Source organism: Hahella chejuensis KCTC 2396 (assembly GCF_000012985.1).
Taxonomy (GTDB): Bacteria; Pseudomonadota; Gammaproteobacteria; order Pseudomonadales; family Oleiphilaceae; genus Hahella; species Hahella chejuensis.
This window is the reverse complement of record NC_007645.1, coordinates 2043238-2067180: the sequence shown is the minus strand read 5'-3', so window position 1 is coordinate 2067180 and position 23943 is coordinate 2043238. Positions and strand designations below refer to the sequence as shown.

General features: G+C 51.3%; 24 protein-coding genes. 11 read left to right on the top strand and 13 right to left on the bottom strand.

Features of this window, described 5'->3' with window-relative positions; all coding sequences use genetic code 11:
• Positions 1-128 precede the first annotated feature (128 nt).
• A complete protein-coding gene (locus tag HCH_RS09195; RefSeq protein ID WP_011395932.1) occupies positions 129-833 on the bottom strand; it encodes a thioesterase II family protein in 705 nt (234 codons plus the stop codon).
• Between the two features lie 928 nt (positions 834-1761).
• Between HCH_RS09195 and HCH_RS09190 the strand changes: the two genes are divergently transcribed.
• The gene (locus tag HCH_RS09190) at positions 1762-2520 is read left to right on the top strand and encodes an SDR family NAD(P)-dependent oxidoreductase (RefSeq protein ID WP_011395930.1); all 759 of its coding nucleotides are present in this window, start codon (positions 1762-1764) and stop codon (positions 2518-2520) included.
• 103 nt (positions 2521-2623) lie between these two features.
• On the opposite strand, the gene HCH_RS09185 is transcribed toward HCH_RS09190, so the two are convergent.
• On the bottom strand, positions 2624-3208 hold the full coding sequence (locus HCH_RS09185) for a metal-dependent hydrolase (RefSeq protein WP_011395929.1): 585 nt from the start codon (positions 3206-3208) through the stop codon (positions 2624-2626).
• A gap of 19 nt (positions 3209-3227) precedes the next feature.
• A complete protein-coding gene (locus tag HCH_RS09180) occupies positions 3228-3593 on the bottom strand; it encodes a thiol-disulfide oxidoreductase DCC family protein (protein ID WP_041598535.1) in 366 nt (121 codons plus the stop codon).
• Positions 3594-3660: 67 nt separating this feature from the next.
• Here HCH_RS09180 and HCH_RS09175 point away from each other — a divergent pair, with 67 nt between their 5' ends.
• On the top strand, positions 3661-4119 hold the full coding sequence (locus HCH_RS09175; RefSeq protein WP_011395927.1) for a nucleotidyltransferase family protein: 459 nt from the start codon (positions 3661-3663) through the stop codon (positions 4117-4119).
• 28 nt (positions 4120-4147) lie between these two features.
• On the opposite strand, the gene HCH_RS09170 is transcribed toward HCH_RS09175, so the two are convergent.
• Both HCH_RS09170 and HCH_RS09165 read right to left on the bottom strand, forming a co-directional pair.
• Entirely contained in the window at positions 4148-4525 is a 378-nt protein-coding gene (locus tag HCH_RS09170) for a VOC family protein (protein ID WP_011395926.1), read from the bottom strand.
• Between the two features lie 129 nt (positions 4526-4654).
• Positions 4655-5344: a helix-turn-helix transcriptional regulator gene (locus HCH_RS09165; protein WP_041598534.1), complete on the bottom strand. Its 690-nt coding sequence runs from the start codon at positions 5342-5344 to the stop codon at positions 4655-4657.
• Positions 5345-5715: 371 nt separating this feature from the next.
• Here HCH_RS09165 and HCH_RS09160 point away from each other — a divergent pair, with 371 nt between their 5' ends.
• The 3 genes from HCH_RS09160 to HCH_RS09150 all read left to right on the top strand — a co-directional run bounded on the left by HCH_RS09160 (position 5716) and on the right by HCH_RS09150 (position 6826).
• Entirely contained in the window at positions 5716-6033 is a 318-nt protein-coding gene (locus HCH_RS09160) for a hypothetical protein (RefSeq protein WP_041598533.1), read from the top strand.
• A gap of 83 nt (positions 6034-6116) precedes the next feature.
• Positions 6117-6371: a hypothetical protein gene (locus HCH_RS09155; protein WP_041598532.1), complete on the top strand. Its 255-nt coding sequence runs from the start codon at positions 6117-6119 to the stop codon at positions 6369-6371.
• A complete protein-coding gene (locus HCH_RS09150) occupies positions 6371-6826 on the top strand; it encodes a hypothetical protein (protein ID WP_011395924.1) in 456 nt (151 codons plus the stop codon). The genes HCH_RS09155 and HCH_RS09150 overlap by 1 nt, the downstream gene beginning before the upstream one ends.
• On the opposite strand, the gene HCH_RS34165 is transcribed toward HCH_RS09150, so the two are convergent.
• The 5 genes from HCH_RS34165 to HCH_RS09130 form a co-directional block, all read right to left on the bottom strand.
• A complete protein-coding gene (locus HCH_RS34165) occupies positions 6823-6999 on the bottom strand; it encodes a hypothetical protein (protein ID WP_011395923.1) in 177 nt (58 codons plus the stop codon). The two genes, HCH_RS09150 and HCH_RS34165, sit on opposite strands and share 4 nt — an antisense overlap.
• A 78-nt stretch (positions 7000-7077) precedes the next feature.
• Positions 7078-7452, bottom strand: coding sequence for a hypothetical protein (locus HCH_RS09145; protein ID WP_148212528.1), 375 nt, complete (start codon positions 7450-7452; stop codon positions 7078-7080).
• 307 nt (positions 7453-7759) lie between these two features.
• Positions 7760-8896, bottom strand: coding sequence for a glycoside hydrolase family 5 protein (locus tag HCH_RS09140; RefSeq protein WP_202945344.1), 1137 nt, complete (start codon positions 8894-8896; stop codon positions 7760-7762).
• A gap of 299 nt (positions 8897-9195) precedes the next feature.
• On the bottom strand, positions 9196-9954 hold the full coding sequence (locus HCH_RS09135; RefSeq protein WP_011395920.1) for a substrate-binding periplasmic protein: 759 nt from the start codon (positions 9952-9954) through the stop codon (positions 9196-9198).
• Positions 9955-9986: 32 nt separating this feature from the next.
• The gene (locus HCH_RS09130) at positions 9987-10760 is read right to left on the bottom strand and encodes a substrate-binding periplasmic protein (protein WP_011395919.1); all 774 of its coding nucleotides are present in this window, start codon (positions 10758-10760) and stop codon (positions 9987-9989) included.
• Positions 10761-11828: 1068 nt separating this feature from the next.
• Between HCH_RS09130 and HCH_RS09125 the strand changes: the two genes are divergently transcribed.
• Both HCH_RS09125 and HCH_RS09120 read left to right on the top strand, forming a co-directional pair.
• Positions 11829-12737 (top strand): Fpg/Nei family DNA glycosylase, encoded by a 909-nt coding sequence (locus HCH_RS09125; protein ID WP_011395918.1) that lies wholly within the window; start codon positions 11829-11831, stop codon positions 12735-12737.
• Positions 12738-12876: 139 nt separating this feature from the next.
• Positions 12877-14166 (top strand): hypothetical protein, encoded by a 1290-nt coding sequence (locus tag HCH_RS09120; RefSeq protein WP_011395917.1) that lies wholly within the window; start codon positions 12877-12879, stop codon positions 14164-14166.
• A gap of 27 nt (positions 14167-14193) precedes the next feature.
• On the opposite strand, the gene HCH_RS32215 is transcribed toward HCH_RS09120, so the two are convergent.
• The gene (locus tag HCH_RS32215; protein WP_158304941.1) at positions 14194-17130 is read right to left on the bottom strand and encodes an EAL domain-containing protein; all 2937 of its coding nucleotides are present in this window, start codon (positions 17128-17130) and stop codon (positions 14194-14196) included.
• A gap of 403 nt (positions 17131-17533) precedes the next feature.
• Here HCH_RS32215 and HCH_RS09110 point away from each other — a divergent pair, with 403 nt between their 5' ends.
• A complete protein-coding gene (locus HCH_RS09110; protein WP_011395915.1) occupies positions 17534-18490 on the top strand; it encodes a Bug family tripartite tricarboxylate transporter substrate binding protein in 957 nt (318 codons plus the stop codon).
• 67 nt (positions 18491-18557) lie between these two features.
• On the opposite strand, the gene HCH_RS09105 is transcribed toward HCH_RS09110, so the two are convergent.
• Positions 18558-18959, bottom strand: coding sequence for a RidA family protein (locus tag HCH_RS09105; RefSeq protein ID WP_011395914.1), 402 nt, complete (start codon positions 18957-18959; stop codon positions 18558-18560).
• 114 nt (positions 18960-19073) lie between these two features.
• Positions 19074-19964: a LysR family transcriptional regulator gene (locus tag HCH_RS09100; protein WP_011395912.1), complete on the bottom strand. Its 891-nt coding sequence runs from the start codon at positions 19962-19964 to the stop codon at positions 19074-19076.
• Positions 19965-20190: 226 nt separating this feature from the next.
• On the opposite strand from HCH_RS09100, the gene HCH_RS09095 reads away from it, so the two are divergent.
• The 3 genes from HCH_RS09095 (at position 20191) to HCH_RS09085 (ending at position 23943) form a co-directional block, all read left to right on the top strand.
• A complete protein-coding gene (locus tag HCH_RS09095) occupies positions 20191-22086 on the top strand; it encodes an ATP-dependent helicase (protein ID WP_011395911.1) in 1896 nt (631 codons plus the stop codon).
• Between the two features lie 135 nt (positions 22087-22221).
• The gene (locus HCH_RS09090; RefSeq protein ID WP_011395910.1) at positions 22222-22953 is read left to right on the top strand and encodes a helix-turn-helix transcriptional regulator; all 732 of its coding nucleotides are present in this window, start codon (positions 22222-22224) and stop codon (positions 22951-22953) included.
• Positions 22954-23055: 102 nt separating this feature from the next.
• Positions 23056-23943 (top strand): aromatic amino acid exporter YddG, encoded by an 888-nt coding sequence (locus HCH_RS09085; RefSeq protein ID WP_011395909.1) that lies wholly within the window; start codon positions 23056-23058, stop codon positions 23941-23943.

Sequence of the window (23943 nt, the reverse complement as noted above, 5' to 3'; positions counted from 1 at the left end):
TATTTGTCCGCCACGACAGGGCCTGCACATGTCAGGTCCTGTCTCCCGCGGCTAGCCGCCGCGCAGGCGCATCCATGCGCCTGATTATTGACATGCCAATATCATTGCCATGCTAATAATGACGAGAGTTAAAGAACCGCACTTTCAATCAACGCGATTACCGCCGTGGGATCATCCATCAAATACATATGACCGCCGGGAAGTTCTTCGTGCAGAGTTTGCACCGAAGAAGCTTTGCTCCAGAGTGCTTTATCTTCAGCCGTCACCAGTTCATCGTCACTGCCGCGAATAGTCAGCACAGTGATCGGAAGAGAGTCATCCGCCAGGGGGTGATAGCTTTCATGCATCTCCACATCCGCGCGCAGCGTCGGTAGCAGCACTTCGCGCATGATGGGGTCTTCCAGGGCGGGATGAGAGTAGCCGGCAAACTCATTAACGCGGCGCACAAACTCATCATCCGGCAATCCGGAAGCGCGCTCTTCCCTGTTGTTCCAGGGGCTGGGAGAGCCGCTCACTATCAAGCCCTGCACATTCGCCTTTTCTTCAGCGCACATGGCGCGCGCCAGTTCAAACGCCAGCACGGCGCCCAGGCTATGTCCGAAAAAGACGATGGGTTTGGAGAAATCCAGCTCAGCCATTAACTCGGGCATGATTCCCTGCACCGCTTCCGCTACGTTGGTGTAAGCAGGCTCCACAAAGCGCTTCTCCCGTCCTGGCAACTGCACAGCGATCACATTGAGCTTGTCGGACAAATCCTTCCATTCGTGAAACACCGATGCGCCCGCGCCAGCGAAGGGGAGACAAACCAAGTTAACCAGAGAGACTTCTTTCATTTTCTGTATCCTTTAGTTATTACTATTTCCATTTTCGCCGGCGTATTTATAAACGCCAGACAATAGGAGGCCATAAAGCCTGTAAGCTTTATATAAATATAACGAGTGGTAGTTATCGACGGACTAGAATAAGTCTACGCAAAGATCCATATACTTCCCTTTCCACAATGAATACTTCCTGATTCCCGCTAATGTTGCCTAATTAGGCAAAAACATTAAATTCGCAAACCATTTAATGCTCGCCAAGTTGCATAAGTATGACGCCGGCAGCGATATTTTTTATCACATCCCCATCAAAGCATGACCACATAAGCCGTTGACTGGCATGAAGATATAAAACTATCGCCGTCGTGCGCCGCCAGCATTGGCGCGCCTGACAGCATAAATTCCATAACGACAACTTGTTGTCATTCTTGCTCAGAATTTAAAAGCAAGACGTGGAAAATTTATTTAAACATGTAACTTTACTTGTATAAACGGGATAAGAAGCGGTGGAGAGAGGAGCCCGAGAGAATATAGCCGGAATAGGATATAAACGGACGGATAGAGGCCGTCCCCTTTGGCTTATAATACAACATCCTGTAATACTCGTAGTGCTGCTAATGTTTAATCAACAAAACGTGATTATATATATTTTTTTAGCGGCTTCAATCCGGTAATCCGTATTTTTTACTATATTGCAGTGTCAAGGAATAAAGTTGCCCTTCACATCGCCAGTTTGCTCATTGAGCTAACGACCGTGGAAGCCGCTGAAGAAAGAGGATCGCCTTAAAATACTGAGCGCTATGATAGCTTTTCACCTGCCCTATTGTTCGAAATTTATAGACAGTCTAACCATTATCACTAGATTTATCCCTTCCAGAATCCCCAATAAACTGCTCCTGACATTGAGAAACAAGCTTCCAACACTACACTTTGGAGACGACATATGAGCAGCAAAATCGCAGTAGTCACTGGCGGTAACCGCGGTCTGGGTAAAAACACGGTCTTGCATCTGGCGCAAAAAGGCGTGGATATCATTCTGACCTATCGCGGCAATCGCGCCGAGGCGGAAGATGTTGTCGGCGAGGTGCGTCAATTGGGTGGTAAGGCGGTTGCATTGCAACTGGACGTCGCTGACAGCAAAAGCTTCATAAATTTCGCCAAGTCCGTGGCGAATGAGCTAAACGCCAATTGGGGACGCGAGCAGTTCGACTATCTGGTGAATAACGCAGGCATTGGCATCCATGCGCCTTTCGCGGAAACGACAGAAGAGCAGTTTGATCAGTTAGTGAACATTCATCTGAAGGGCGTTTATTTTCTGACGCAAAAGCTCCTGCCATTGATCGCAGATGGAGGCAGAATCGTCAATATTTCCACCGGCCTCGCCCGTTTCTCTCTGCCCGGCTATTCAGCCTACGCAGCGATGAAAGGCGGCGTGGAAGTACTGACCCGCTATATGGCGAAAGAACTTGGGGCTCGAGGCATCGCAGTGAACGTGGTGGCGCCGGGCGCTATTGAAACGGATTTCGGTCAGGGATTGGTGCGCGATAATTCGGAGATTAACAAGTTTATCGCCTCGCAAACCGCACTCGGACGCGTCGGTCTACCGGACGACATTGGCGGCGTCATCGCCACTCTGCTCTCAGAGGACAATCGTTGGATTAACGCTCAACGCATTGAAGCGTCCGGCGGGATGTTTCTCTAAGTTGTCTCATCGGACCGGCCCAAGGGCTGGTCCGGTTTCACTTTGACAGCATTAGGCTGTACGAAGAAAGCCAAGACAGAGCCCTACTACATCCCAATTGCCGCTAACGCGACAACCCAATGCTGATATAGCCACACAGCATCAAGACGCCAACCGCCAGGATGGCGATATAAACTCTTTTCTTTAGTGCGTTGCGTCCTCGGGCGGAAATAAAAGCCGCCACCGGAACCAGTATTCCCATTTCAATCGCCAGATTTCGCCAAAAGTAAAAATTGAGAATATCGAGCTTTCCCGCGCTGGGCAGGAAGCCGTGGTTCAAGGCATATACGGAGTCGGCCAGCGGCCAGAATATGGGATTCTTATGCACGCCGACACAGTAATCCATGAACACATGCGCCATGGAAGCGACGCCAATCAAAAGCGAGTTTGCGTTCCTTAAGCGCTTGACGAACACATACTTTTTCAAACCCAGTCCGATGCAGGCGATCACCACGCTTGCCCCAATGGAGTGAGTATAACGGGGCGCTATGTTGACGCCGAAGCACCATGTCAGCAGATAATCCAGATCGGGGCATACGACCAACCCCATAAAGAAAAGGCTCAGAAACAACTGCTCCGATTTACTTTCCGATTTGGCGTTATCACCAATCGCCGCTCCAATCAGAGCATGACCGAATATAGAAGACATCGATTCAGGTTACCGCAACTCACCAGTGCTTCAGGGCGCGATTCCACTGGTACAAACACCAGGCGAACACATTATAAGTTTTATTCAACAGCCAGCGCAGACCGGGAACTTTAGACACCTTCGCTTTCCATTGCTCCGACGACGAAACCTCCCAGATAGCGATAAAGGCTTCATAGCCCACGCGCAAATCGCCATTAAAATCAATGACGTGTAGCCGCTCCCTGACAAATTCGAGATCGGCATTGAGATCTTCCACCTTCTCATTGTCCAGATGCACGTCTTCCCATTCGACACCGCAGATCGCGCCTTTTTTCTGCTGGGATTTAATGCCGGCATCACAGACCGGACAGGCGGAGTTGTAGAAAACGCGGATTTTAGGTTTCATAGACGTCCACAAAAATACGAATACAGCAATCCAACATCGGACAGTAGAAACAACAAATCGCAAGCATATGGAAAAAGATCTTACGCTGGAAGCGCGTTTTAAAGCTCTGCTACAGAGCGTCCCTGAGATCATGGAAACTATGGAGGCTTGCGCCAATTATGGCCTGCCTGATTACTATCTGGCTGGCGGCGCGCTCACCCAGGCGCTTTGGAACAGCATGCTTGGAGAAGCGTCGCTAAGCAAAGTGAAAGATTTCGACGTGGTCTATTTCGCGCATGAAGCATCAGCGTTGGAAAAAGCGCATGAGAATACGCTCAACCGCCTGACTCGCCATAGCATTCCCATCGATGTTAAAAATCAGGCGCATGTACACGAATGGTATCCACGCAAGTTTGGACACGACATCCCACCCTATCAGAGCGTGGAAGCTGGTATCTCGTCCTGGCTGCCCGCATTCGCGATTGGCGTGCGAAAACAGATTGATGATCTAAAGATATTCGCGCCTTTCGGACTGAATGACGCATGAACATGGTTATACGCCTCAAGCGTTAACTTCAGCGCACAATCTCACTGGGACAAAATACTCGGATTCTGTGTTCGTCCGGGTCCAGAACGACAAAGGTATAGCCAAAGTCCATTTGCGTGGGCGCCTGTATCACCTTCGCCTGCATCGCGCTCATGTAGTCCAACGCTGTGTCGACTGCTTCTTGGCTATCCAGCATCAGGCCAATCTCCGCGCCGCCGCCGGTCATGTCCGCTGCAGGCTTTACTTCCTGCTTTGTCCACAATCCCAGCTTCCAGCCGGACTCCAACACAAACAGCGAAAAGCCTGGGGAGGATTCCACCGGGGCTTTCCCCAATATATTCGTGTAAAACGCCATACTGACTGGCATATCGCTGACATACAAAATGATATAGGTAGGTTCTTTCATAATAATTCTCCAATTTCGCTCTATCGCTGAATCCCGTTATTGGGCGAAGCTGAAGCGCTTGCTTAGCTGGCATTGCTTCGTTGGAGATCATCTTAGACAGGCATACTGCCAGTTTCTGGCAGTAGTGTTTTATTGCGGCTCTACGCCTTTGAATTCACGCCATTCCTTCAACAAGTCATGACGACGACGGGGAATTCGAGCTTCCAGACTGTGGAGTTCACCGATACGGTCTGTGCGAAAATGACGGAACCCTTCGCGCAGTTCGCACCATGCGACCACTACTCTGATGGTGTCGAAAAAGCCAACCGCGAATGGCCAGATGATCCGCGTGGATGAATTACCCTCGCTGTCGCCGTATGCAATGCACAATTTGCGCTCGGCCCGAATCGCCGCCCGCACCCTTTCCAGTATCTTATCGTCCTCAGGTTGCGTCGCTGCAGGGCCAATCAACAACGTGGACGTCTCCAGCTCCTGACGCAACTCGGCGGGAATCACCGCCGCAATTTTTGCAATCACATTACGGGCGGCTTCCCCCAACTTCGCATCGCCACGTCGGGAGACCCATCTGGACCCCAACACCAAGGCCTCAATCTCATCATCGGAGAACATCAAAGGCGGCAACATAAAGCCAGGACGCAACAGATACCCCACGCCCGGCTCCCCCTCGATATGCGCCCCCTGGGCCTGCAATGAAGCAATGTCGCGATATAACGTGCGAATACTGACGCCCAACTCAGACGCCAACTGCTTACCGCTCACCGGATAACGGTAGCGACGCAGAGTCTGCATGAGTTCAAGCAAACGTTCAGCCCGTGACAATTTTGACGCTCTTGAGCGGGGAATATGAAAGCATGAAGCACATACTGCCATAAACTGGCAGCTTGTGCTTAGGAGAGAAGATGTTTAAGGAGGGCTATTTGGCGTTGTTGTAGCGAGCAATTTCTTCGTTATCCCATATAGACTATTCGATTACTGTGCAGCCAACAGTACACTATCCACTGCCAGTAAACAGTGGCTCTCATTTTATAACCTCAAAAAGAAGTTTAACCAAGGATGATTATTTTCAAAGTTCTGAAATCCCCTCATCTAATAGCTCAGCTTCGTCAATGCAGAAAGTTTCTAGCGAGCGATGAGTCTTGCTCACTTTGTTTAACTAAAATCATCACTAACCACAATTTCCAGGAGTATGTATGATTCCAAAGTCTGGAGTAGCACTAGGAGCTTTCCCTAAAGTAGAGTTTTTTATAGGTGGAGGGGGCGACAAAGGTGATTGGATTACAAACGTGACTAGAGCAACAGGAATTATGGGAGACGTAAGGGATTATCGCGAAGGCTCCTCTTCAGGTATCACCTGCTATTATTACGGTCACGAGGATCAGGACCTAGTACTCTCTATGATAAAAGGGAATTGGCGTTCAGGAGCCTTTAAAAGCATTAGACTGACCGGCCACAGTTGGGGCGGACAAGCAGTAATGGATTTCACGCAAGTATTCCAGTCGATGAACTGATTACTTTAGACCCGGTCTCGATGTTTCCATTTAGCAAAGTCATTGCTGGAAAGTGGGTCAATGTCTACTGTAAACAGTCAATTATGGATAACACTATTGGCGCTGTCCCGGTAATCGGAAATGCTGTGAGCGCCTTAACTAGCTGGGTTGGCCAAGCAGGAGAAGACACAAACAGCAGTGACTATATAGCTAATGTTGGAGGCCAATTAGGCAGTGAGAACGGAGCCCATAATATAGAAATGAATGTAACTCATGCGGATGCTATGCATATGTACAAGAAAGCAAGAGCAGAAATGGCAAACGCACCATTAAATCCTAAAGCAATAGGAATAAGATAATGAGACTACTTTTACTGCTTTCTCTCTCCACTTTCTTGTTAGGTTGCGCCACTGAAAAGCTTCATTTAAGTAACGCCAAACTGTTCCCAGTAGAAGTCATAAGCACAAAAGAGTACTCCGAAGGTGACCCGTATCTATTTACAGGTACATATCTGGCATTGAAGTTTGACTCTGACACACCTATAGACATAGAAGATTTCCTCAATCAATTCAGAGCATCTGTAATAAAAGACGACGACGAAATTGAATTTTCGAATGGCATATTAGACGGTGGCGACCCTCACTATATGAGCTTTCACAAAGGTTTAATGTCATTATCAAACACTGATTTTGACCGTATAGAGTTTCAGCTTAGGTACGATCCGATGCTGACTCCAGATTACACGAGCAATGTCATATCTTTTACAAAGGAAGAAGTATTAGAAGCGGCAAAAAAGCCTGTTGCAGAGTATTAAAAAGCTAAATAACGGGCAGGTGTTCGCCCGTTATTCTTGCCTAACCGCAAATATTTTCCCTCTTTACTCTCGACTTCTTTAGCTTTATCGATTAGCCATTTTATTTGAGAATTATTAACGCGCAGCTCATCTCGTATTTCGCGAAAAAGCTCAATCGCTTCTTGGTCCTGCACTTAAAATCACCTTTATATATAAAGCTTTAATGAGCCGAAGCCCCACCAGTTTTCTGCATTCATTTTCTACGGGGCTATTCACCCCTTCCTCAAACTTCGACCAATAATCATTGCAACTCCAATTGTTAGGGCTGACATTGGAATATCTATAAACCACAACGGCGAAACAAACCATTTTCCCATTAATGCAGAAACCATGATAAAACCAAGGAAACCGCATATCGATACTACAGCCACCAAATGAGGCAATGTATTGTGAGCTTGTACTTTAGCGTAGTAAGACAGCACCAGCAAACTCGGCAAAAATAGCGGAAGGTACTGACAAATAAAGTAATCCAGCAAAGGCTGACTTTTATAGTTGTCCGCACCCCAAAGCATAGTCGACGCCATGCCCACTAACACTTCCACCACAAAGAGAATCAACGAATATTTAAAAATACTAAGAAAGTTCAAGGTGACTCCCGCCACATAACGTTTATATATCGCGCATACGCGCCTTTCGATTTCAAGGTGCTAAAGATACCTTCTCCAGCCCACTGATTCCAGCGTACGGAGGCCCAGATGTTCACGGCCTTATTCACGTAAAGCCATGCAGACGCATATCCGAGGCATTCACCGAAGTTAGACTTTATAGAGATCTTGTGGCGAAAGGTGGTCCTTCATAACGGCGCCGATGACCGCATATCGAAAAATACGGCGACATTTTGGAAGAGCCCGAAGAAAACTGAACCATACAGATTCCTTCAGGCGTTTGTGAGTCTTATAGACGCTTACGAATGATGTCAAAAAGTGCGCTGGATTCGCGCTTTATAGGATCGGGTTCCCCTTTCTCCATGGCGTCCCAGTATTCCCAATGCACCTTCTTCGTTCCGAGTTCGTAGTCCATCTGATCCCAACTGTCCTCACGAAACGCGTAGAAAGCCCAGTGCAGATTAAGGCTGTCAGCGGCTTCCAGAACATCCTTCAGATAGTTTCCACAGCCGGGAATCGTCCTGGCGCAGCCAAATTCCCCCATCACCATCCGCTTTACTGGGATTCCCGACTTTTTCGCCCAGTTTATGGGCTGGGAAATATAGGTGGATATTTGCTGCGGCCCCCATGGCTTCAGCGTCTCCCCAAATGGAATATCGCCTGGATATACATAGCGCTTTTCTCTATTGATATTGGGGGAACTGGTAAAGTCATAGGGCTCATACATATGAAAGGCATAAAGAATGTTTGAATCTTCAAGCCCGGACGGCCAATAGGAAAAAGCATCCGCCGCAGCGTACCAGCCGGCATCCAGCATCACCGCCACATTCTGATCAACCTGTCGTATCGTTTTGACCAATGATTGATAGAACAAAGGCAGATCTCGCGAGCTTCCCTGGTTCTTCTTATACCACTGCGCCATTGCATCAGAATCGGCATGCTCTTTAAGATCGCTATTACGTTCCGGCGCGGGTTCGTTGACCAAGTTGAAGGCTGCAATAGCCGGATGCCCTTTCAACGCTATCGCGAGATCTTTCCAGAAGCGATTCGCGTCGTTCCAATACTTTTTATCCGACCAGAGGCGGTCATCAAATACATCATTATTGTTCTGTGACCAACGCATATTGGGTAAAGACAAGGGAGCAATAACCACTTTCAGATTCGCCTTGTGCGCCCGGTCCAGCACCGACTTTAATTGCGCCAAATCCGCCTCGCTCAGCGATTGGTAGTGATCCGCATCGCCGATCAGAAAATCCCGGCCTTCTGAAGGCCATTTGTCATATGCCAACCTGACCCAGGTCGCGCCATAAGCAGAGAGAGCGTCAAAGTATTCCTGAGTCGGAGGAAGCCGGTTAAAGCTGTTTGCGCCATGCTGTGGGGAATCCCAGAAACTCGCCGTTTCAGCTCGTGTGAAACAGGAAAACAGAATGAGTGAAATAAATACAACGTGTCGAAGCACCGATTAAAATCTCCATGTTTTTATAATAGGGCGACAGCCAAAGGCGAAAGATAAGTGAACTCCCTTCTGTAAAATATCGGTATTTCTGCTGCTTTATTGCAAAAGTTTACCAGGACCTGCTCACATTGATTAACTTGTCAGCAATGAGCGCGCACTGGATGAAGAGTTTAAACACGACGTCAGACGTATCAAATCGGGAACGCTTTCGTGGGTTTTAGCGAAGGGGAGCCGTTGATCCGTCAGACTGCTAGAACAGTCCTATTTTTTCACTCATACTTCCTATGTATCTGATCATATAGGCCTTCGTCTTTGAGTACTTTCAATCCCTTATTGAACACATCAACATATATCTCATAATTAGGCCAAGCTTTACTAAAGCAGACATAGAAGTAATCAACTTCCTTATCTTGCAAACGAACGAACTGTATTTGATTTTCCAGCCCCATACTCTTCACAAGAAACTGAGAGCTTTCTTTAACAGTATAAAATACATCGGCGCGAGATTTTGTTAAAAACAGCAAGGCTTGTTCATCTGTATTAAGTATCGTGTGCGGAGCGCCAATACTGGCTAACTCCTGCTGAAATGTGTAGCCTCTTATCCCTATTCCTCTATAGGAAAGGGTCTCAGTCAATGTCTTTGGCCTAGGCTCCTTGAGGTCTGCTCTTACGGCTAAGACAGGAGTAATCGAGCTTATAGGGTCAGACAGTTCACATATTTTGCGGCGCTCTGGCGTATTGGCAATAGAAAAACCTCCAGAAACATGCCCACTTTCGATTTGGTTAATAGCTCGTTTCCAGGGGAAAAAGCGAATATCAACTTCATATCCCGCTCTTTGAAAAACGGCATTAACCACCTCCACATCATAACCAACCAGACCATCTTTAGAGGACTCGATTTCATATGGAGGGTAATCTCCAGTCAACAAGGTTATCTTTTTATCAAGCCCAACAGAGTAAGAAGGGCTTATACTAACAGTAAAGAGAAGAATTATTGCCAGATACAGCCGTATTAGTTTCTTAGTCATAAAGTCAGTTCATGCAGCAATAGCGGGTTCAACTACGGGCCATAGTTTCCATTGACACTATCATCCATCATTTTCTGATAAAGCCCGCTTTCTTTTATCTTCGCCAGTCCTTGGTTAAATTTCTGCACCAATTCGCTACCTCCAGGATACTTCTTTGACACAAGGACAAAATATTCTGACTCTCTATAGGGTTTTGAGTAAGTTAACTGATCTGCCTCATTCGGCGGCAGTTCATTTTTTATTAACTCAAGGCCAACTTGCATCTCGGTGGGATAGAGGTCTATCCGACCAGAGACCAGTTTTTTCAGGTTGTTAGTATCGTCTGCTATACGAGATACATTCAGCACGCCAGTTTTTTCTAGCTCAGTAAACTCGTCACCATAACTATATGAAATAGCGCCGCCAATTTTATAATCTTTCAAATCTGACAGCTTATTCCAATCAACCACTTTCCCCTTTTTATGAAAGAAGACAGATTGAAGTGTGAAGACCGGATCAGTGTAAAGAAAGTCTTTCGCCCTCTCATCGCTATATGTCCAAACGATAGTTGCAGCTAACTCTTTCCCTTCTTTTGCATCTATCAATGCTCTCGCCCAGGGATAGAAAGCATATTCAACATCAACCCCAGAGGCTTTAAATGCTTCAGAGACAATATGTGAAGCTAGACCAAAGTGCTTGTAATTTTGAGACGTGAAAGGAGCCCATTCTCCATTGGAGATTTTTATCGTTTCTGCATTTGTAGGTGTGCAAATGAGAATGGAAAGCACTACAATTAACTTTCTAATCGCACTAGAAACAATAACCATAATTAGCCTCTTTCGTTATAACTGATTGTGAGTTTTGCACTCCTAATGCAAAGATTTCGAGAAGCCTCTAGTAGTTGAGTATAGATTAGTTCAAAAAAAGTACAGAGCAGAGAGCGCGCAATAGAAACCCCAGGCAATTGTAGTGGTCTACCGATAAGCTCCGCCAAGAGTGACAGCAGGCCTCTATCATTACCGTGTATTTTCAAACCTGCAAACTCTCCGAAGGTGAACCATACTATTCAATGCTACAATTGGAAAACTACCTCTTCCTTCTAACGATACCCGCTATTTTAAAGGGTCTTCTCGGCGTTACTGGAGAGAGTCAGGCGAGATGGCTATCGCTATTTGATGGCCGTGTAAGGGGATATTGTACAACGGAATTAGAGCCTCAAAAACTACTGAAACTCGTTCAGGCTCTAACTTCATCGAGCTTGCTAAAGCTCATCGCTTTAGAAAGGGTATATGCTATGAGAGGCTACATCAATGGGCTTCATCCCAAGTCACGGTCCTGACTGCAAGAAAGTTAATGAGTTTTATACCCTATGCCACAACTGTGATTCGCCTGTGATATTCATAGAATGCTCTTGTGGCTCTAAAGTTTTTCTTGATCCACAAAGTGCAACAGGAAAAGCTCATAATTGCGACATGGTTATGCGAGGAAAACTTGCAAGCCACTTACTCAAGTTAATAGAACTTGCTCAGAAGGATATCAACAATACTACTCTTTGCCCAATGTGCAAAATATCGGTCAAAAATAAAGGGTTCAAGAAGCACGCAAAGAAATGTCCAAAGAGAATTGATCACTTCCCCATAGGCTAGAATATATTATTATTTCAAACCCAGCTATCCCTCACTTATTTACATGCATAGAGTTATGCATCCTATGTAAAATCAAACAGCCTAAATCCAGACCTGTTGAGTAAGTGATAAATATTTTCGCTTACAAAAGGATAAAAAAGAAATTGTGTGCTCGGCCCTCTGAATGTCTCCCCAAGAAAGTCGAACGCGTCTTTCTACAAATTATATAGATTACACATATAATCCCCCTAACAAACAGGAGGATGCGTGATGCCTGAATATCCTGACATTACTGTGTATATCGATGCGTTGGAGCGGCGGGTTCTTGGCCGGGTGTTGGAGTCGGTGGAGTTGCATAGTTATTTTCTGTTGCGGACGGCGGAGCCGTCTTTGGAGGCGGTGGTTGGCGCGAAGGTGACGCAGTTGCGGCGGATTGGTAAGCGTATCGCCATTGGTTTTGATAATGACGTTTGGATGGTGTTTCACCTGATGATTGCGGGGCGTTTGCATTGGCGCGACGCAGGTAAGAAAACGCCGGGGAAGAATGCGTTGATTAGTTTGCAGTTCCCCAATGGCGTTTTGTTTTTGACGGAAGCGGGAACCAAGAAGCGGGCGTCGCTGCATCTTGTTTCAGGGGAAAGAGGATTGGCGCAGATCAATCCGGGCGGTTTGGAGATTTTGGAAGCCGACCTTCCTGCGTTTCAACAGGCATTGACCCGCAATAACCACACCTTAAAAAGAGCGCTCACCGATCCGCATATTTTCAGCGGCGTCGGCAACGCTTATTCCGATGAAATTCTGCATGCGGCCCGACTATCCCCTATCGCGCAAACACAGAAATTGAACGCAGAAGAGATTGAGCGACTGTATCAGGCGTGTCGGTCCTGTTTGACGACCTGGACACAACGCTTGCGCGACCAGTATGGCGACGCCTTTCCAGAAAAAGTCACCGCCTTTCGCGAAGATATGGCGGTGCATGGTCGCTACAACCTTCCCTGCCCGGTCTGCGGCGGCGCCGTACAGCGCATTCGCTATGCGACCAATGAGACCAACTATTGCCCTGATTGCCAGACGGGAGGGCGTTTGCTGGCGGATCGGGCGCTATCGCGTTTGTTGAAAAAAGACTGGCCGAGAAGCGTTGAGGAGCTGGAGAAAGTTCGCGGCAAAAACGATCACTGAATAAAGCGGCCATGGCCGCCAATCGGTCGTTGGGGTCATTGCCAAAACTTCTCGGTCGGCTAAACTTTCGGCATGGATTCACCATTAATCAGGCTTCGCCCGTCCCCGCAGGGCAATGACCCCATAACAAGGACTCAGTATGCTGCAAGACCAGCTGGCGCCCAATTGGACGCTTACCCCTACATCCGGACTGCAAATCAACACCACCGCCATATCCGCCAACGGCGCGCAACTTATCACCGGCACGTCCTCCGAATATGGAGAAAGTAGCGACTTCGCCATTTACAGCTACGCCACCGACGGCTCCGCGCCGTCACTACAGTGGAGCGATCCGCTGGGCGACAACGTCACCCAGGGCGTGTTCTGGGTCGCGGTGTCCGGCAACGGCGCTTACGCCGCCGCCGGTGGGCAGTACAGCAGCGGCAACGGCTTTCTGCGCACCTATAACGTCGGCGTCGGCGTCTCCAGCCGCCAGGAGTTCAGCGTCGACAGCCGCATCAATGAAGTGGAAAGCAGTTTCGACGGCTCCACCATTATCGCCGTGGAAGGCTCCAACGCCTTGTTGCTGACTCTTAACGGACAAAGCTATACAGACTCCCCAACTAACGTCAGCGAATCCTATTTGCGCAGTTGCGGCGTGTGCAACACGGGCGAAATTGTGGTGGTGGGCGGCGAGTTGGACAGCTATTCAGAGCACGCTGAATTCGCTCGCGGGCGCAAGCCGGCGAAACGGGCGGAGGTCAGTTCCACAGGACTGGTCATTCTCTACGCCAATCAAAACGGAACCCTGGTGGAATACGGCCGCTTTCATACCGCCACCGGCGTTCTGCGCGTCGTCATCAGCGCTGACGGCGGCTACTTCGCCGCCTCCACCAAGAACGGCTACGTCTATCTGTTCGCCACGCCGGACAGCCCGGTCAGCGGCCTCACGCCATTATGGTCCTACACGCCTTCCGACCAGTCTCTGGGGCTGACTTACGCCCTGGCCATCGCCAATGTCAACGGAAAGGTCTATGTCGGCGCCGGCGGCAATTACGATGGTTCCGGCGCGGCCAAAGCCGCCTCTGACAGCCCCGGCTTCGGTTTCGCCTATATGCTGCAGAATGCCGGCGAATCCGGCGATTATTATCCGCAACGCCTGTGGATCAATCAGCTGGAGTATTGCCCCAACCCCGGCATGAACATGGACGCCAACGCGCAGTACGTGACCTCCACCGATGGCGAACCCATTTTCAGCGACAGCAACTCATCGCCGCAGGAAGAAACGCCCGGCAACTTCTATCTGTTTAATGCACAGACCGGCGAGCTGTATTGGAAATACGCCACGTCACTGATGAACTGGCCCATGTCCATCAACGCCGAGGGGACCGCCGTGTTCGCCGGCAGCGATGACGGCAGTGTGTATTACTGGGGTAGCCCGGCGCTCTGATTGTTTGAGAAAGGAAGATAAGACAGCTCAGGGAGTGAGCTTCACCACATTGGGAGTGCTGAATTTTCCGATGATTTCATGCAGGTCGCCAGCTTTGGAGAAGTAGAACCCCTGAGCGAGAAAACATTTGTTTTCCTTCAGGAATTTCACCTGTTCGGCGTCTTCCACGCCTACCGCCACCACATTCAGCTTCAGGTTATGCGCCATGGAAATCATCGCTTTTACGATTTCCGCATCGTCGCCTTTCCTCAGCATATTATGAACAAATGATTTGTCGATCTTGATGCAGTCAATCGGTAGTTGCTTGAGGTTGCTCATAGAAGAGTAGCCCGCGCCAAAATCATCCACCGTGATGCCAAAGCCAAGCTTGTTCAAATCGTTGATGCTGCGGTTGCTTTGCTCCAGTTCCTCAATAATGGTGGCTTCCGTCAGCTCCAGCTGAATATTACAGGGCTCGTTACGGTTGGCGGCGACAATACGTCCGATATCCGCTATCAGCCCCTTATCCCGTAACTGTCGCGCGGATACGTTAATCGCCACGCCGACATCGGAAAAGCCCATCTTACGCAACTCACGCGTGGCGGAAATCACCTCGTTGATCACCCATTTCCCCAGCTCCACAATCAGGCCGGTTTCTTCCGCCAGGGGGATGAAGTGGTCAGGATAGATAACGCCCTGGCTGGGATGATTCCAGCGCAGCAGCGCCTCCAGCCCGACCAGTTTCTTGGTTTCCAGGTCAATCACCGGCTGATAGTCCAGGCGAAACTGCTTCTTGGACAGCCCTTGTATCATTTCCGCTTCCAGCGTCTGCTTCTTCTTGGCTTCTTCATTCATGGAATGAGAGAAAAACTGGATATCGTTCCTGCCGTTGCGCTTGGCCTGATACATGGCGGTATCCGCATTCTTCAACAGCTCATCCAGCTCCACGCCATCGTCAGGCGCAATACTGATGCCGATGCTGGCGCCGACGATATATTCTTTGCCCGCAAACTTGAAAGGGCGATTCAATGTCCGCCGGATGCCCTGGGCCACGCGCCGCGCGTCCACATGGCCGCGAATGTCAGACAGGATCACCGTAAACTCATCACCGCTGATGCGCGCCACGGTATCGTTCTTGCGCACATTCTGTTTAATGCGCGCCGCCACGGTTTTCAGCACTTCATCGCCGGCGTCATGGCCGTAGTTGTCATTGATTTCCTTGAAGTGGTCAATGTCGATAAACATCAGGGCGATCATGGACTTGTCGCGCACCGCGCGAGTAATGGCGTTCTCCAGGCGCAGTTTGAACAACAAGCGGCTCTCCAGGCCCGTCAGGTGGTCGTAAAACGCCAACTGCTCCATTTCGTCCTTGCTCTTTTTCAGCAGCGTGATGTCTTCACAGGTCACCACATAATGGCTGACTTTTTCCGGCGCGGGACGGAATACGCCGTAGTTGCGCGCCGCCTGTTCATAAATGGGGAAGATGGAGATCTGCGCCCAGTGCTGATTACGCGAGGCGTCGTAGCAATGCAGTTCATCGCGGATCATCGGCTCGGGCAACTCACGGAAGTTGATCTGATCAAGACGCGGGAAACAGACTCGCTCTTCCAGAGAGGATATGTGTTTGTCGAACACCTGCATGCGGTCATAGCCGGTCATCGCCAGGAAAGCGTTATTGACGTAGACGATAATTCCATCGGCGTTGGTGATGATGACGCCACTGCGGCTGCTCTCCACCGCCTTGGAAAGCAGCCGCAGGGACAGCTCGCGCTGCTCTCTCTCCGCAATCTCCAGCTTCAGTTCCTGATTGGCTTGCGCCAGCGCCTCGGTTCTCTCTTCCACCCGGGCTTCCAGCGCATGGTTCAGTTTGTACAGCGCCTGCTCTTTCTCCATCAGGGTCTGCGTCTGTTCGTACAGCGCCTGATTGGCCTCCCGCAGTTGATGGGTATGCAACTCTACCCGGTTTTTGAGCCGATTGTTGAAGGTCACCAGCAGGAAAATCCCCACCGTCCCGGCGATCAACACCAGGCCGCCAATCCATAGCGCCGTGCGCAGCACTAATCTGGCGTCATTGCGGTCCGGGTCGAATATGAACCCCTCCAGCCTGTATTCTTTGGGCGCCATGTCCAATGCGATGAATGTGTCCGCGATATGCCGCCAGCGACCAGGATTCATATGTCCGATTTCCACCAGCTTGGGCACGATCAGATCAATGGTTTCCCGGGCTTCATACACCAGCTCGTCGTATTCTTTGCGGGAGTTATATTGACTCTGCAGCAGGCGAATGATTTCTTCCGGGTTCTCTACTGCGTAACGCCAGCCTTCAATCGTGGCTTCACGGAAGCGCACCACCTCTTCGGTGTCGCTCATCGCCCGATTTTCGGTAGTGAACAGGGTGTCGCCGTAAAAATCGATGCCGTAACTGCGCGGGTCCATCAGGTTGTAGGCGATCTGGCGTTTACGCAGTTGATACGGCAGGTCGGTCACGTAGCCCACCATAGCGTCCACGCGGTGCTCCACCAAATCGTTGATGTTGAAAGATAATGGCATCTGTTTGATTTGGGAGAGCAGCACGCCTTCTTTGCGCAAGATGCCGATAGTATTGGCGCCATAGGGCCCCTGGGGAAACATGACGCGCTTATCGATCAGATCCTGCGGACTGAGTATCTCCGAGCCCGCCAGACTCACCAACACCAGGGGCGAATGCTGAATCATCACGGCGACGGCGGTGACAGGCGCGCCCTGCAGGCGATAAAGCAGCAGCTCTGAGTTGGCGACCCCGAAGTCCGCCCTGCCCTGCACCACTTCGTCGATGGGATTAATGTCCGGCGCCGCCTCACGCAGGGTCACCTCAAAACCGGCTTTCTGGTAGAAACCTTTTTCGATGGCGGCGTAAAAACCGGCGAATTGAAATTGATGCAGCCACTTCAACTGCACAACGATGGGGGTAAGTTCAGACTCCGTCGCCCCGCTGATTCTCGTCATCAGGCAAAGAATCAGAAAGCATATCGTCCGGATACGGCCATTAAGGGAAGATGAGTTCGACATCTATGGCATTACCACCGGTTGTTTTCGGATGAAACGCAACCCAAATCACGGTTGACCGAAATTATCTCTTTAAGCTTAGTAGATAATGTTCCCGAGCATATTGGATTTCCATATCTATGACACATTTTTTCAACTGCGGGGGGTCGTATTTTACGCCCACTACCGCCTCCATATTGTTTCAGTCAGTTTGATTATTATCCCAACAGCTACAAAAGTCCGGTCTATAGTTAAAATTCAGGCGAATTTTTTTCCTTTCACTCACCACACGGAAACAGAACGACACGTCCTTTCTCTTGAAGCCGCCTGATTCGCAAAACAATAAAGTAGAGGTGTATATACGATGAGCGTATTGAAACGGTTGCCCTGGCTTGCGTTCTTTTTCGCATTTTCCCTCTTCGCCGGCGCGAAGGAGCTGGCCTTTCTCATTCCCGGCGGCGAAGGCGGCGGTTGGGACACCACCGCCCGTGAAACCGGCGCCACGATGAAAACTATCGGACTGGTGGATGGCGTCAGTTTCACCAACCTGTCTGGAGGCGGCGGCGGACGCGCCCTGGATGACCTGGTGCGCAACGCGCCCAAGTACTCTGAGACCTTGATGGTGCAATCCACGCCATTGATTCTGCGCAGCCTGACCGGGGTGATAGACAAAGACTTCCGCGACATCACCCCCATCGCCACGGTGATTGCGGAGTATCAGGTAGTGGCGGTGAAAGCGGACTCGCCGATTCAGTCCGTCTCGCAACTGGCGGAGCTGATTCGTAGCCAGGCCGCGAAAAACCCGATTATCGGCGGTTCATCCAAAGAAAGCCTGGACCACATTACCGCCGCGCTCCTGTTCAAGTCCGCCGGCATCGGCATTGATCAAATGCGTTACGTCCCCAGCGATGGCGGCGGCGACGCCCTGGAGAAGCTGTACAAAGAAGTCGGCGTCGCCCTGGTGACCGGGCTGGGGGAAGTGGTCAACGATTATAAATCCGGTAAACTGCGCCTGCTCGGCGTCACCAGCGATGAACGCCTGGAAGGCTTTGACATCCCTACTATGAAAGAGCAAGGCTACGATCTGGTTTTCGCCAACTGGCGCGGTTTCTTCGCCGCCCCCGGCATGTCGTCCGCGGACATCGCCCAATACGCCGATATGCTGGAAAAGCTGTCGCAGACCGATCAATGGAAGCAGGTAAGAAGCAAATACGGATGGTCCAATTTTTACCATCGCGGCGACGCCATGCAGCGTTTCCTGGAGAATCAGGAGAAAGATATCCGCGAAGTGTTGCTGTCCTTGGGCGTTAAGGTGCGCTGATCTTATTGCAGATCAGGCTCAGTCATGCGCCGACGGATGTCGGCGCTGTTGCGAAAACAACCGCTCTTTATTGGCGGACTTTCGCCACTGCCTCGATTTCCACCAATGTGCCCGGCGACGCCAGGGAGGCGACTCCCACCCCCGTCAGCGCGGGCCGCGCGGAGCCCAGGTAGTTGGCGAGTATCGGCGCCAGTTTCTCCATGTGGTCCGCCAGCTCCCCTCTCACAAATATGCGCACTTGCAACAGGTTATCGACGGAGGACCCCGCTTCTTTCAACACGATGCTCAAATTCTCCAGCGCATTGGCTGTCTGCGCTTCAATGGTGTCGCTCTTCAGTTCGTAGTTAGCGTCCCAGTCCACCTGCCCGGACACAAACACCAAACCCGATTCCGTATCGACCGCCGCCTGAGACAATCCAAAAGGCGAGCCGTCATAGAGCGCGCTGGGGTTTACTTTACTAATGCTCATAAAGACCTCTAAAAACCGACCAATAATGTGCAGTCAGAGTAGAGCTTCAGGCGCAATGGCGCGATCAAGCGACCTTTGTAACCGATACAAGCGCCGACGGATTGACCTTCAAGATCACGCAAGGGAAGCGCATTGCTGCACTGCCTTGAGCGCCCACATGATTAAGGGGTCGTCCTTGGCGCTGGGATGATAGGCCGCCACCACTTCGTATCCAGGCGGGTATTTCTTAAGGGGAATCTCGAATAACCCTTCGCAAGGCAACAGCCGCGACGGCACAAAGGCCACCATATCCGTCGCCTTTAAATATTCCTGCGCAATATGAAACGAGGGCGCGGAAATTGTCACGTTGCGACGCAATCCCTGCTGCTCGAACCAGGCGTCCGCCGACCCGGCGAAGCCGCCCACTCCCGGCGAGGTGACAATAAAATCGCGCGCAACCAGCTGATCCAGGGAAATCTCCCCCTGCCCCGCCAACCCGGCGTCAGCGGATACGCAAAGATACCTTTCGGTAAACAGCGGCTCTGACAGCAGACCTTCCGGCACATAGCCATGAGAGGTAAACGCCAGATCAATCTCCCCTTGCCGCATTTTCCGGGTCAGGCTGGCGCTCTCGATATTGGCGACGACGACTTTCACCCTGGGCGCGGCCTTTCGCAGTTCCGCCACCAGCCCCGTCACGATCACTTTCTGGGTGTAATCCGTCGCGGAAATCACCAAAGTCCGTTCCATCTTCGCCAGCGAGAAAGCTTCCGGCAGCGGAATCGCATGCAAATGCGCCAGCACCCGCTGGATATGCGGTTCGATCTGCTTGGCGTAGGGCGTTGGAGCCACGCCATGGCCGGTCCGCACAAATAACTGATCGCTCAGAATTCCCCGCAATTTTTTCAGCTGCTGACTGATCGCCTGCTGCGACAGATCGAGAGATTCCGCCGCGGCCGTGATATTGCCGAAGCGATACAATGCGTCCAATGTCCGCAGATGATGAATTTCCAGCTTTTCGATCATACAGGCCTCAAAAAGGTTCGGGACGCCATCGCCGCCGTAACGGATTTTAAATACTCGCCCGATTGTAAAAGCATGGCGCAGGATTAGCGACGCATCCTCCGATAATTCCTGTGGAACAGGCAATCCGAAATTGAGTTTGTCCCCGGGATCGTTTAGTTTCGTCCAAACTTTCGCAGAGCAGTCCGCACCGTGGAAAGGTTCCTGTGGGTCAAATAAGGGTATGTGATTGAAAGATATACTGTCTTATCTCAATGAAGAACAGTTCAAAGCCGTTAACGCAACCACCGGGGCCACTCTGGTTCTGGCTGGCGCAGGCTCAGGCAAGACCCGCGTGGTCACTTACAAGGCCGCACACCTTATCCTGAATGAAAAAGCCTTGCCGAAATCCATCATTCTGGTGACCTTCACCAACAAGGCCGCGAATGAGATGAGATCGAGATTGGGCGAGTTAATTGGTCCCATCGCCAAGACCATCCATATTGGCACCTTTCACAAGCTGTTCCTTGATTTGATCCTGAAGCCCAGCGCCGATCGTCCCGTCACGCAAAGATATGGATACAACCAAACGACAAGGGTGATCAGCGAGCACGAGGCCAGAGGCTTTATCGAATCATTCTGGTCCAACCTGGGCGAGGAACAGCAGCGCTTTGTCGCCCGCAACGGCATCTCTCTCAATGAAGTTCTCGCCTGTCTGTCCCGCGCCAGAGCCAACGGTTTCGGCTCAATCGACTATGCGCCGCCGATGGAGCTGTCCAATCGAGAACGCATGATTGACCGCATCATGATTGCATTGTGGAGAAACCTGGACGAGGAAAAAAGAAAGCTCAACGCCATTGATGCGGACGATATTCTTTACATCGCCCGCCACGTGTTGAAAGAAGACGCCGAGTTAAGAGACGCGCTGCAATACCATTTGAAGCACTTCATCATCGATGAGTTTCAGGACTGCAATTACCTGCAGTTTGAAGCCATACGGTTGCTGGCCGCCAATGCTGTCTCCATCACGGTCGTCGGCGACGCCAAGCAGTCCATCTATCAGTTCCGGGGGTCTGAGCCAACGGTGTTCCAGGCGTTTCTGGAAGCGTATGAATCTCCCAGCGTCAGGGTGTTGGACACCAATTACCGGTCGTTGAACAAACTGGTGCAGCTCAGCAATAAGCTGGCTGACAGCATGCCTCATCGTCTGCAGGACGACATCGCCATGCGCGCCCACAAAAGCGGCGACGGCGTGGTGCAGTTCGCGTCGCCTCTTAATGTCATGACCGAATCAAACGAGGTCGCTGCGAATATTCAGACGCTATTGGACGCAGGAACGTCCCCCGACGAGATCGCCGTTCTCTACAGAGAAAACAGCCAGCGTCTGCATATCGAGCAGGCCCTGATCGCCCGCCGTATCCCTTATCTGGTTAATGAAGGCGTTCCGCTGATGCGCAGGCGCGGTCCGCGGATGCTTCTGAGCCTGTGTCTTGCGCCCTCCAGCAGCGAAAGCCCTTTAGAGGAGAAGTATCTGGAATACATCCTCAATCACAGCCGGATTAATATTCAGTGGCGCCACAAGAAATCCGGCAAATATAAAGACGAAGCGATCTTCAAATACCTGCAGTTTATCTCCGACGCCGATGGCAGCCTCGGTGAAAAGGCGACGGACATCATTCGTGACATTCGCCTGATCAAGAAGCTGAATCACTGCCCGCCGTCGCAAGTGGAAGAACAGCTATGGGAAATCCTGCTGCGCCACACCTACTTCAGCCGGGAAGGTATGGAAAGCCTGCCCGCCAAAGTAGTGATCCAGCAGTTATTGGACGGCTTGAAGAAAGGCGTCGCTCTGGAACAAAGCGCCGAGGAATTGCTGGCGATAAACAGTGAGAAAACCGAGTCGGATAAAATTCATCTCATGACCATCCACGCGTCAAAAGGCACGGAATTTGATACGGTCTTCCTGATCAATGCGACCCTTTCCGACCATAAAGAGAGAGACGACAACAGGGAAGAGGAACGCCGGGTTTTCTACGTGGCGCTGACACGGGCCAAAAACAGACTGCATATCTCCTGCCCGCAATATAATGAACGCGGGCTTCCCTTGCAGCCTTCGCCGTATATTGCGGAACTCAGGCGCGTTTAAAAGTACAGCACCTGCACACTTGCCGCCGCCGGATTGAAAGTCCGTTTCCCCATCGAACTTTCCGCGCCCTGGCGATACACTGATGCTTTCGCACAGATCCCAATATATCTATCAGCCGTCACAGAGAAACGCGCCATGTCGACGCCCATTGCTTTAGACCTGCGGCGTTATTCGCCGGAAACGCAATGCCACAGCCATGATTATCACCAGCTGGTGCTGCCGCTCAGCGGTCGCCTGGAGCTGGATGTGGCGGGCCAGGGCGCGATGGTGGATCGGCGCACCGCGGCGGTGATCGAAGCCGGCCGGGATCACGCTTTCGCCGGCGGTGAGGATAACCGCTTTGTGGTGGCGGATCTGCCGGTGGCCATGGAGCCAGCGCTGGGACGTCTACCGGCATTCATCGAGCTGGACCCAGGATTGCGATCCTATGTCCATTTCATCGCCATGGAGCTGCGCCGGGGGCAAGTGGGCGACACCTCTCGCGAGCGCATACTCCACTTGCTGTTGCAGTTGTTTCGAGAACGCTTTGGCGCTGCGTTAAACCTGGACAAACGTCTGCTCGCCGCCCGCCACTTTCTGGACGCCCACCTGGGCGATCCGATCACTCTTGATCAGGTCGCCACCGCGGCGAACCTGAGCCGCCGCCACCTTTCCGATCTGTTCAAAAGCGCATTCGGCATGACGCCCATGGATTACCTGCGAGATAAACGCATGCGTCTGGCCCTTGAGCTGCTTGAGAACAGCCCTCTCAGTATTCAACAGATTGCTCTCGACGCGGGCTTTCAGAATCAGGCCGCTTTCAGTGACCGTTTCAGACGTCACTTCGGCAAATCCCCCAAGCATTTCCGCCCGCGCGAGAAAAATTAGCGCCCTGCCAACAAAGTTTCTCTCTCCCCAAACGCTAAGCTGACGTTTCCGACCTTCTCTCTCAGACAACGAAAAACCTCATACAACGGAAATAGAAACGTCATGAACCGACAAGCCGCCACATCCATAGGATTCACCGCCGTCGTCTTATGGGGCGCATTGGCGTTGTTCACGCGCTGGAGCGCCGGCATTCCTCCTTTTCAGTTATTGGCGATGACCTTTTGCATCGCCGCATTGCTGATGCTGGGCAAAACAGTGGCGCAGGGAGGCAGTCTTCTGCGTCTGCTGCGGCAACCGGTTCGCGCCTGGTTGCTGGGGGTGGGCGGTCTTTTCGGTTATCACTTGTTTTACTTCATCGCGTTAAATCATGCGCCGCCGGTGGAAGCCAGCCTGATCGCCTATCTCTGGCCGCTGCTGATCGTCTGCTTCTCCGTCGTTCTGCTAAAGGAGCCCGCCGGCAAGATGCTTTGGCTTGGCGGATTACTGACCCTGGCCGGTTGCTGGGCGCTGCTGTGGCGCCCCGGCGCAGGCTTCGATCTGCGTTACCTGGGCGGCTACGGCGCAGCCCTGCTTTGCGCCCTGATCTGGTCGCTGTATTCGGTGCTGTCCCGCACCCTGGCGGCGGTCCCTTCTGACGCAGTGGGCTTATATTGCCTGGGCGTCTCCGCGCTGGCGGCGCTGTGTCATGGCGTGCTGGAAGAGACCGTCTGGCCGCTGAGCGGCGGGCAATGGCTCGGTGTGATTGGCCTGGGATTAGGCCCGGTGGGGATTGCGTTCTTTACCTGGGACTACGGGGTCAAACGCGGCGACATTCAGTTGCTGGGCGTTCTGTCATATGCAGCGCCGTTAATCTCCACGCTACTGTTGATCGGCTTTGGCGAAGCGGAATTTACGCTAACGGTATTGCTCGGGTGCGGATTGATTGTCGGCGGGGCCCTGCTGGCGTCGCTGGGACCGGCGCTGCTAGGCAAGCCGGCCCCGCAGGCTTAG

What these genes read in the sequence shown, in the direction of transcription:
- HCH_RS09120 (WP_011395917.1), top strand. Translation starts at nt 12,877, where the DNA reads ATGCTGCAAGACCAGCTGGCGCCCAATTGGACGCTTACCCCTACATCC.
- HCH_RS32215 (WP_158304941.1), bottom strand. Translation starts at nt 17,130, where the DNA reads ATGACGAGAATCAGCGGGGCGACGGAGTCTGAACTTACCCCCATCGTT.
- HCH_RS09170 (WP_011395926.1), bottom strand. Translation starts at nt 4,525, where the DNA reads ATGAAAGAACCTACCTATATCATTTTGTATGTCAGCGATATGCCAGTC.
- HCH_RS09135 (WP_011395920.1), bottom strand. Translation starts at nt 9,954, where the DNA reads ATGACTAAGAAACTAATACGGCTGTATCTGGCAATAATTCTTCTCTTT.
- HCH_RS09150 (WP_011395924.1), top strand. Translation starts at nt 6,371, where the DNA reads ATGAGACTACTTTTACTGCTTTCTCTCTCCACTTTCTTGTTAGGTTGC.
- HCH_RS09155 (WP_041598532.1), top strand. Translation starts at nt 6,117, where the DNA reads ATGGATAACACTATTGGCGCTGTCCCGGTAATCGGAAATGCTGTGAGC.
- HCH_RS09190 (WP_011395930.1), top strand. Translation starts at nt 1,762, where the DNA reads ATGAGCAGCAAAATCGCAGTAGTCACTGGCGGTAACCGCGGTCTGGGT.
- HCH_RS09125 (WP_011395918.1), top strand. Translation starts at nt 11,829, where the DNA reads ATGCCTGAATATCCTGACATTACTGTGTATATCGATGCGTTGGAGCGG.
- HCH_RS09105 (WP_011395914.1), bottom strand. Translation starts at nt 18,959, where the DNA reads ATGAGCATTAGTAAAGTAAACCCCAGCGCGCTCTATGACGGCTCGCCT.
- HCH_RS09180 (WP_041598535.1), bottom strand. Translation starts at nt 3,593, where the DNA reads ATGAAACCTAAAATCCGCGTTTTCTACAACTCCGCCTGTCCGGTCTGT.
- HCH_RS09175 (WP_011395927.1), top strand. Translation starts at nt 3,661, where the DNA reads ATGGAAAAAGATCTTACGCTGGAAGCGCGTTTTAAAGCTCTGCTACAG.
- HCH_RS09085 (WP_011395909.1), top strand. Translation starts at nt 23,056, where the DNA reads ATGAACCGACAAGCCGCCACATCCATAGGATTCACCGCCGTCGTCTTA.
- HCH_RS09130 (WP_011395919.1), bottom strand. Translation starts at nt 10,760, where the DNA reads ATGGTTATTGTTTCTAGTGCGATTAGAAAGTTAATTGTAGTGCTTTCC.
- HCH_RS09110 (WP_011395915.1), top strand. Translation starts at nt 17,534, where the DNA reads ATGAGCGTATTGAAACGGTTGCCCTGGCTTGCGTTCTTTTTCGCATTT.
- HCH_RS09090 (WP_011395910.1), top strand. Translation starts at nt 22,222, where the DNA reads ATGTCGACGCCCATTGCTTTAGACCTGCGGCGTTATTCGCCGGAAACG.
- HCH_RS09185 (WP_011395929.1), bottom strand. Translation starts at nt 3,208, where the DNA reads ATGTCTTCTATATTCGGTCATGCTCTGATTGGAGCGGCGATTGGTGAT.
- HCH_RS09100 (WP_011395912.1), bottom strand. Translation starts at nt 19,964, where the DNA reads ATGATCGAAAAGCTGGAAATTCATCATCTGCGGACATTGGACGCATTG.
- HCH_RS09195 (WP_011395932.1), bottom strand. Translation starts at nt 833, where the DNA reads ATGAAAGAAGTCTCTCTGGTTAACTTGGTTTGTCTCCCCTTCGCTGGC.
- HCH_RS09160 (WP_041598533.1), top strand. Translation starts at nt 5,716, where the DNA reads ATGATTCCAAAGTCTGGAGTAGCACTAGGAGCTTTCCCTAAAGTAGAG.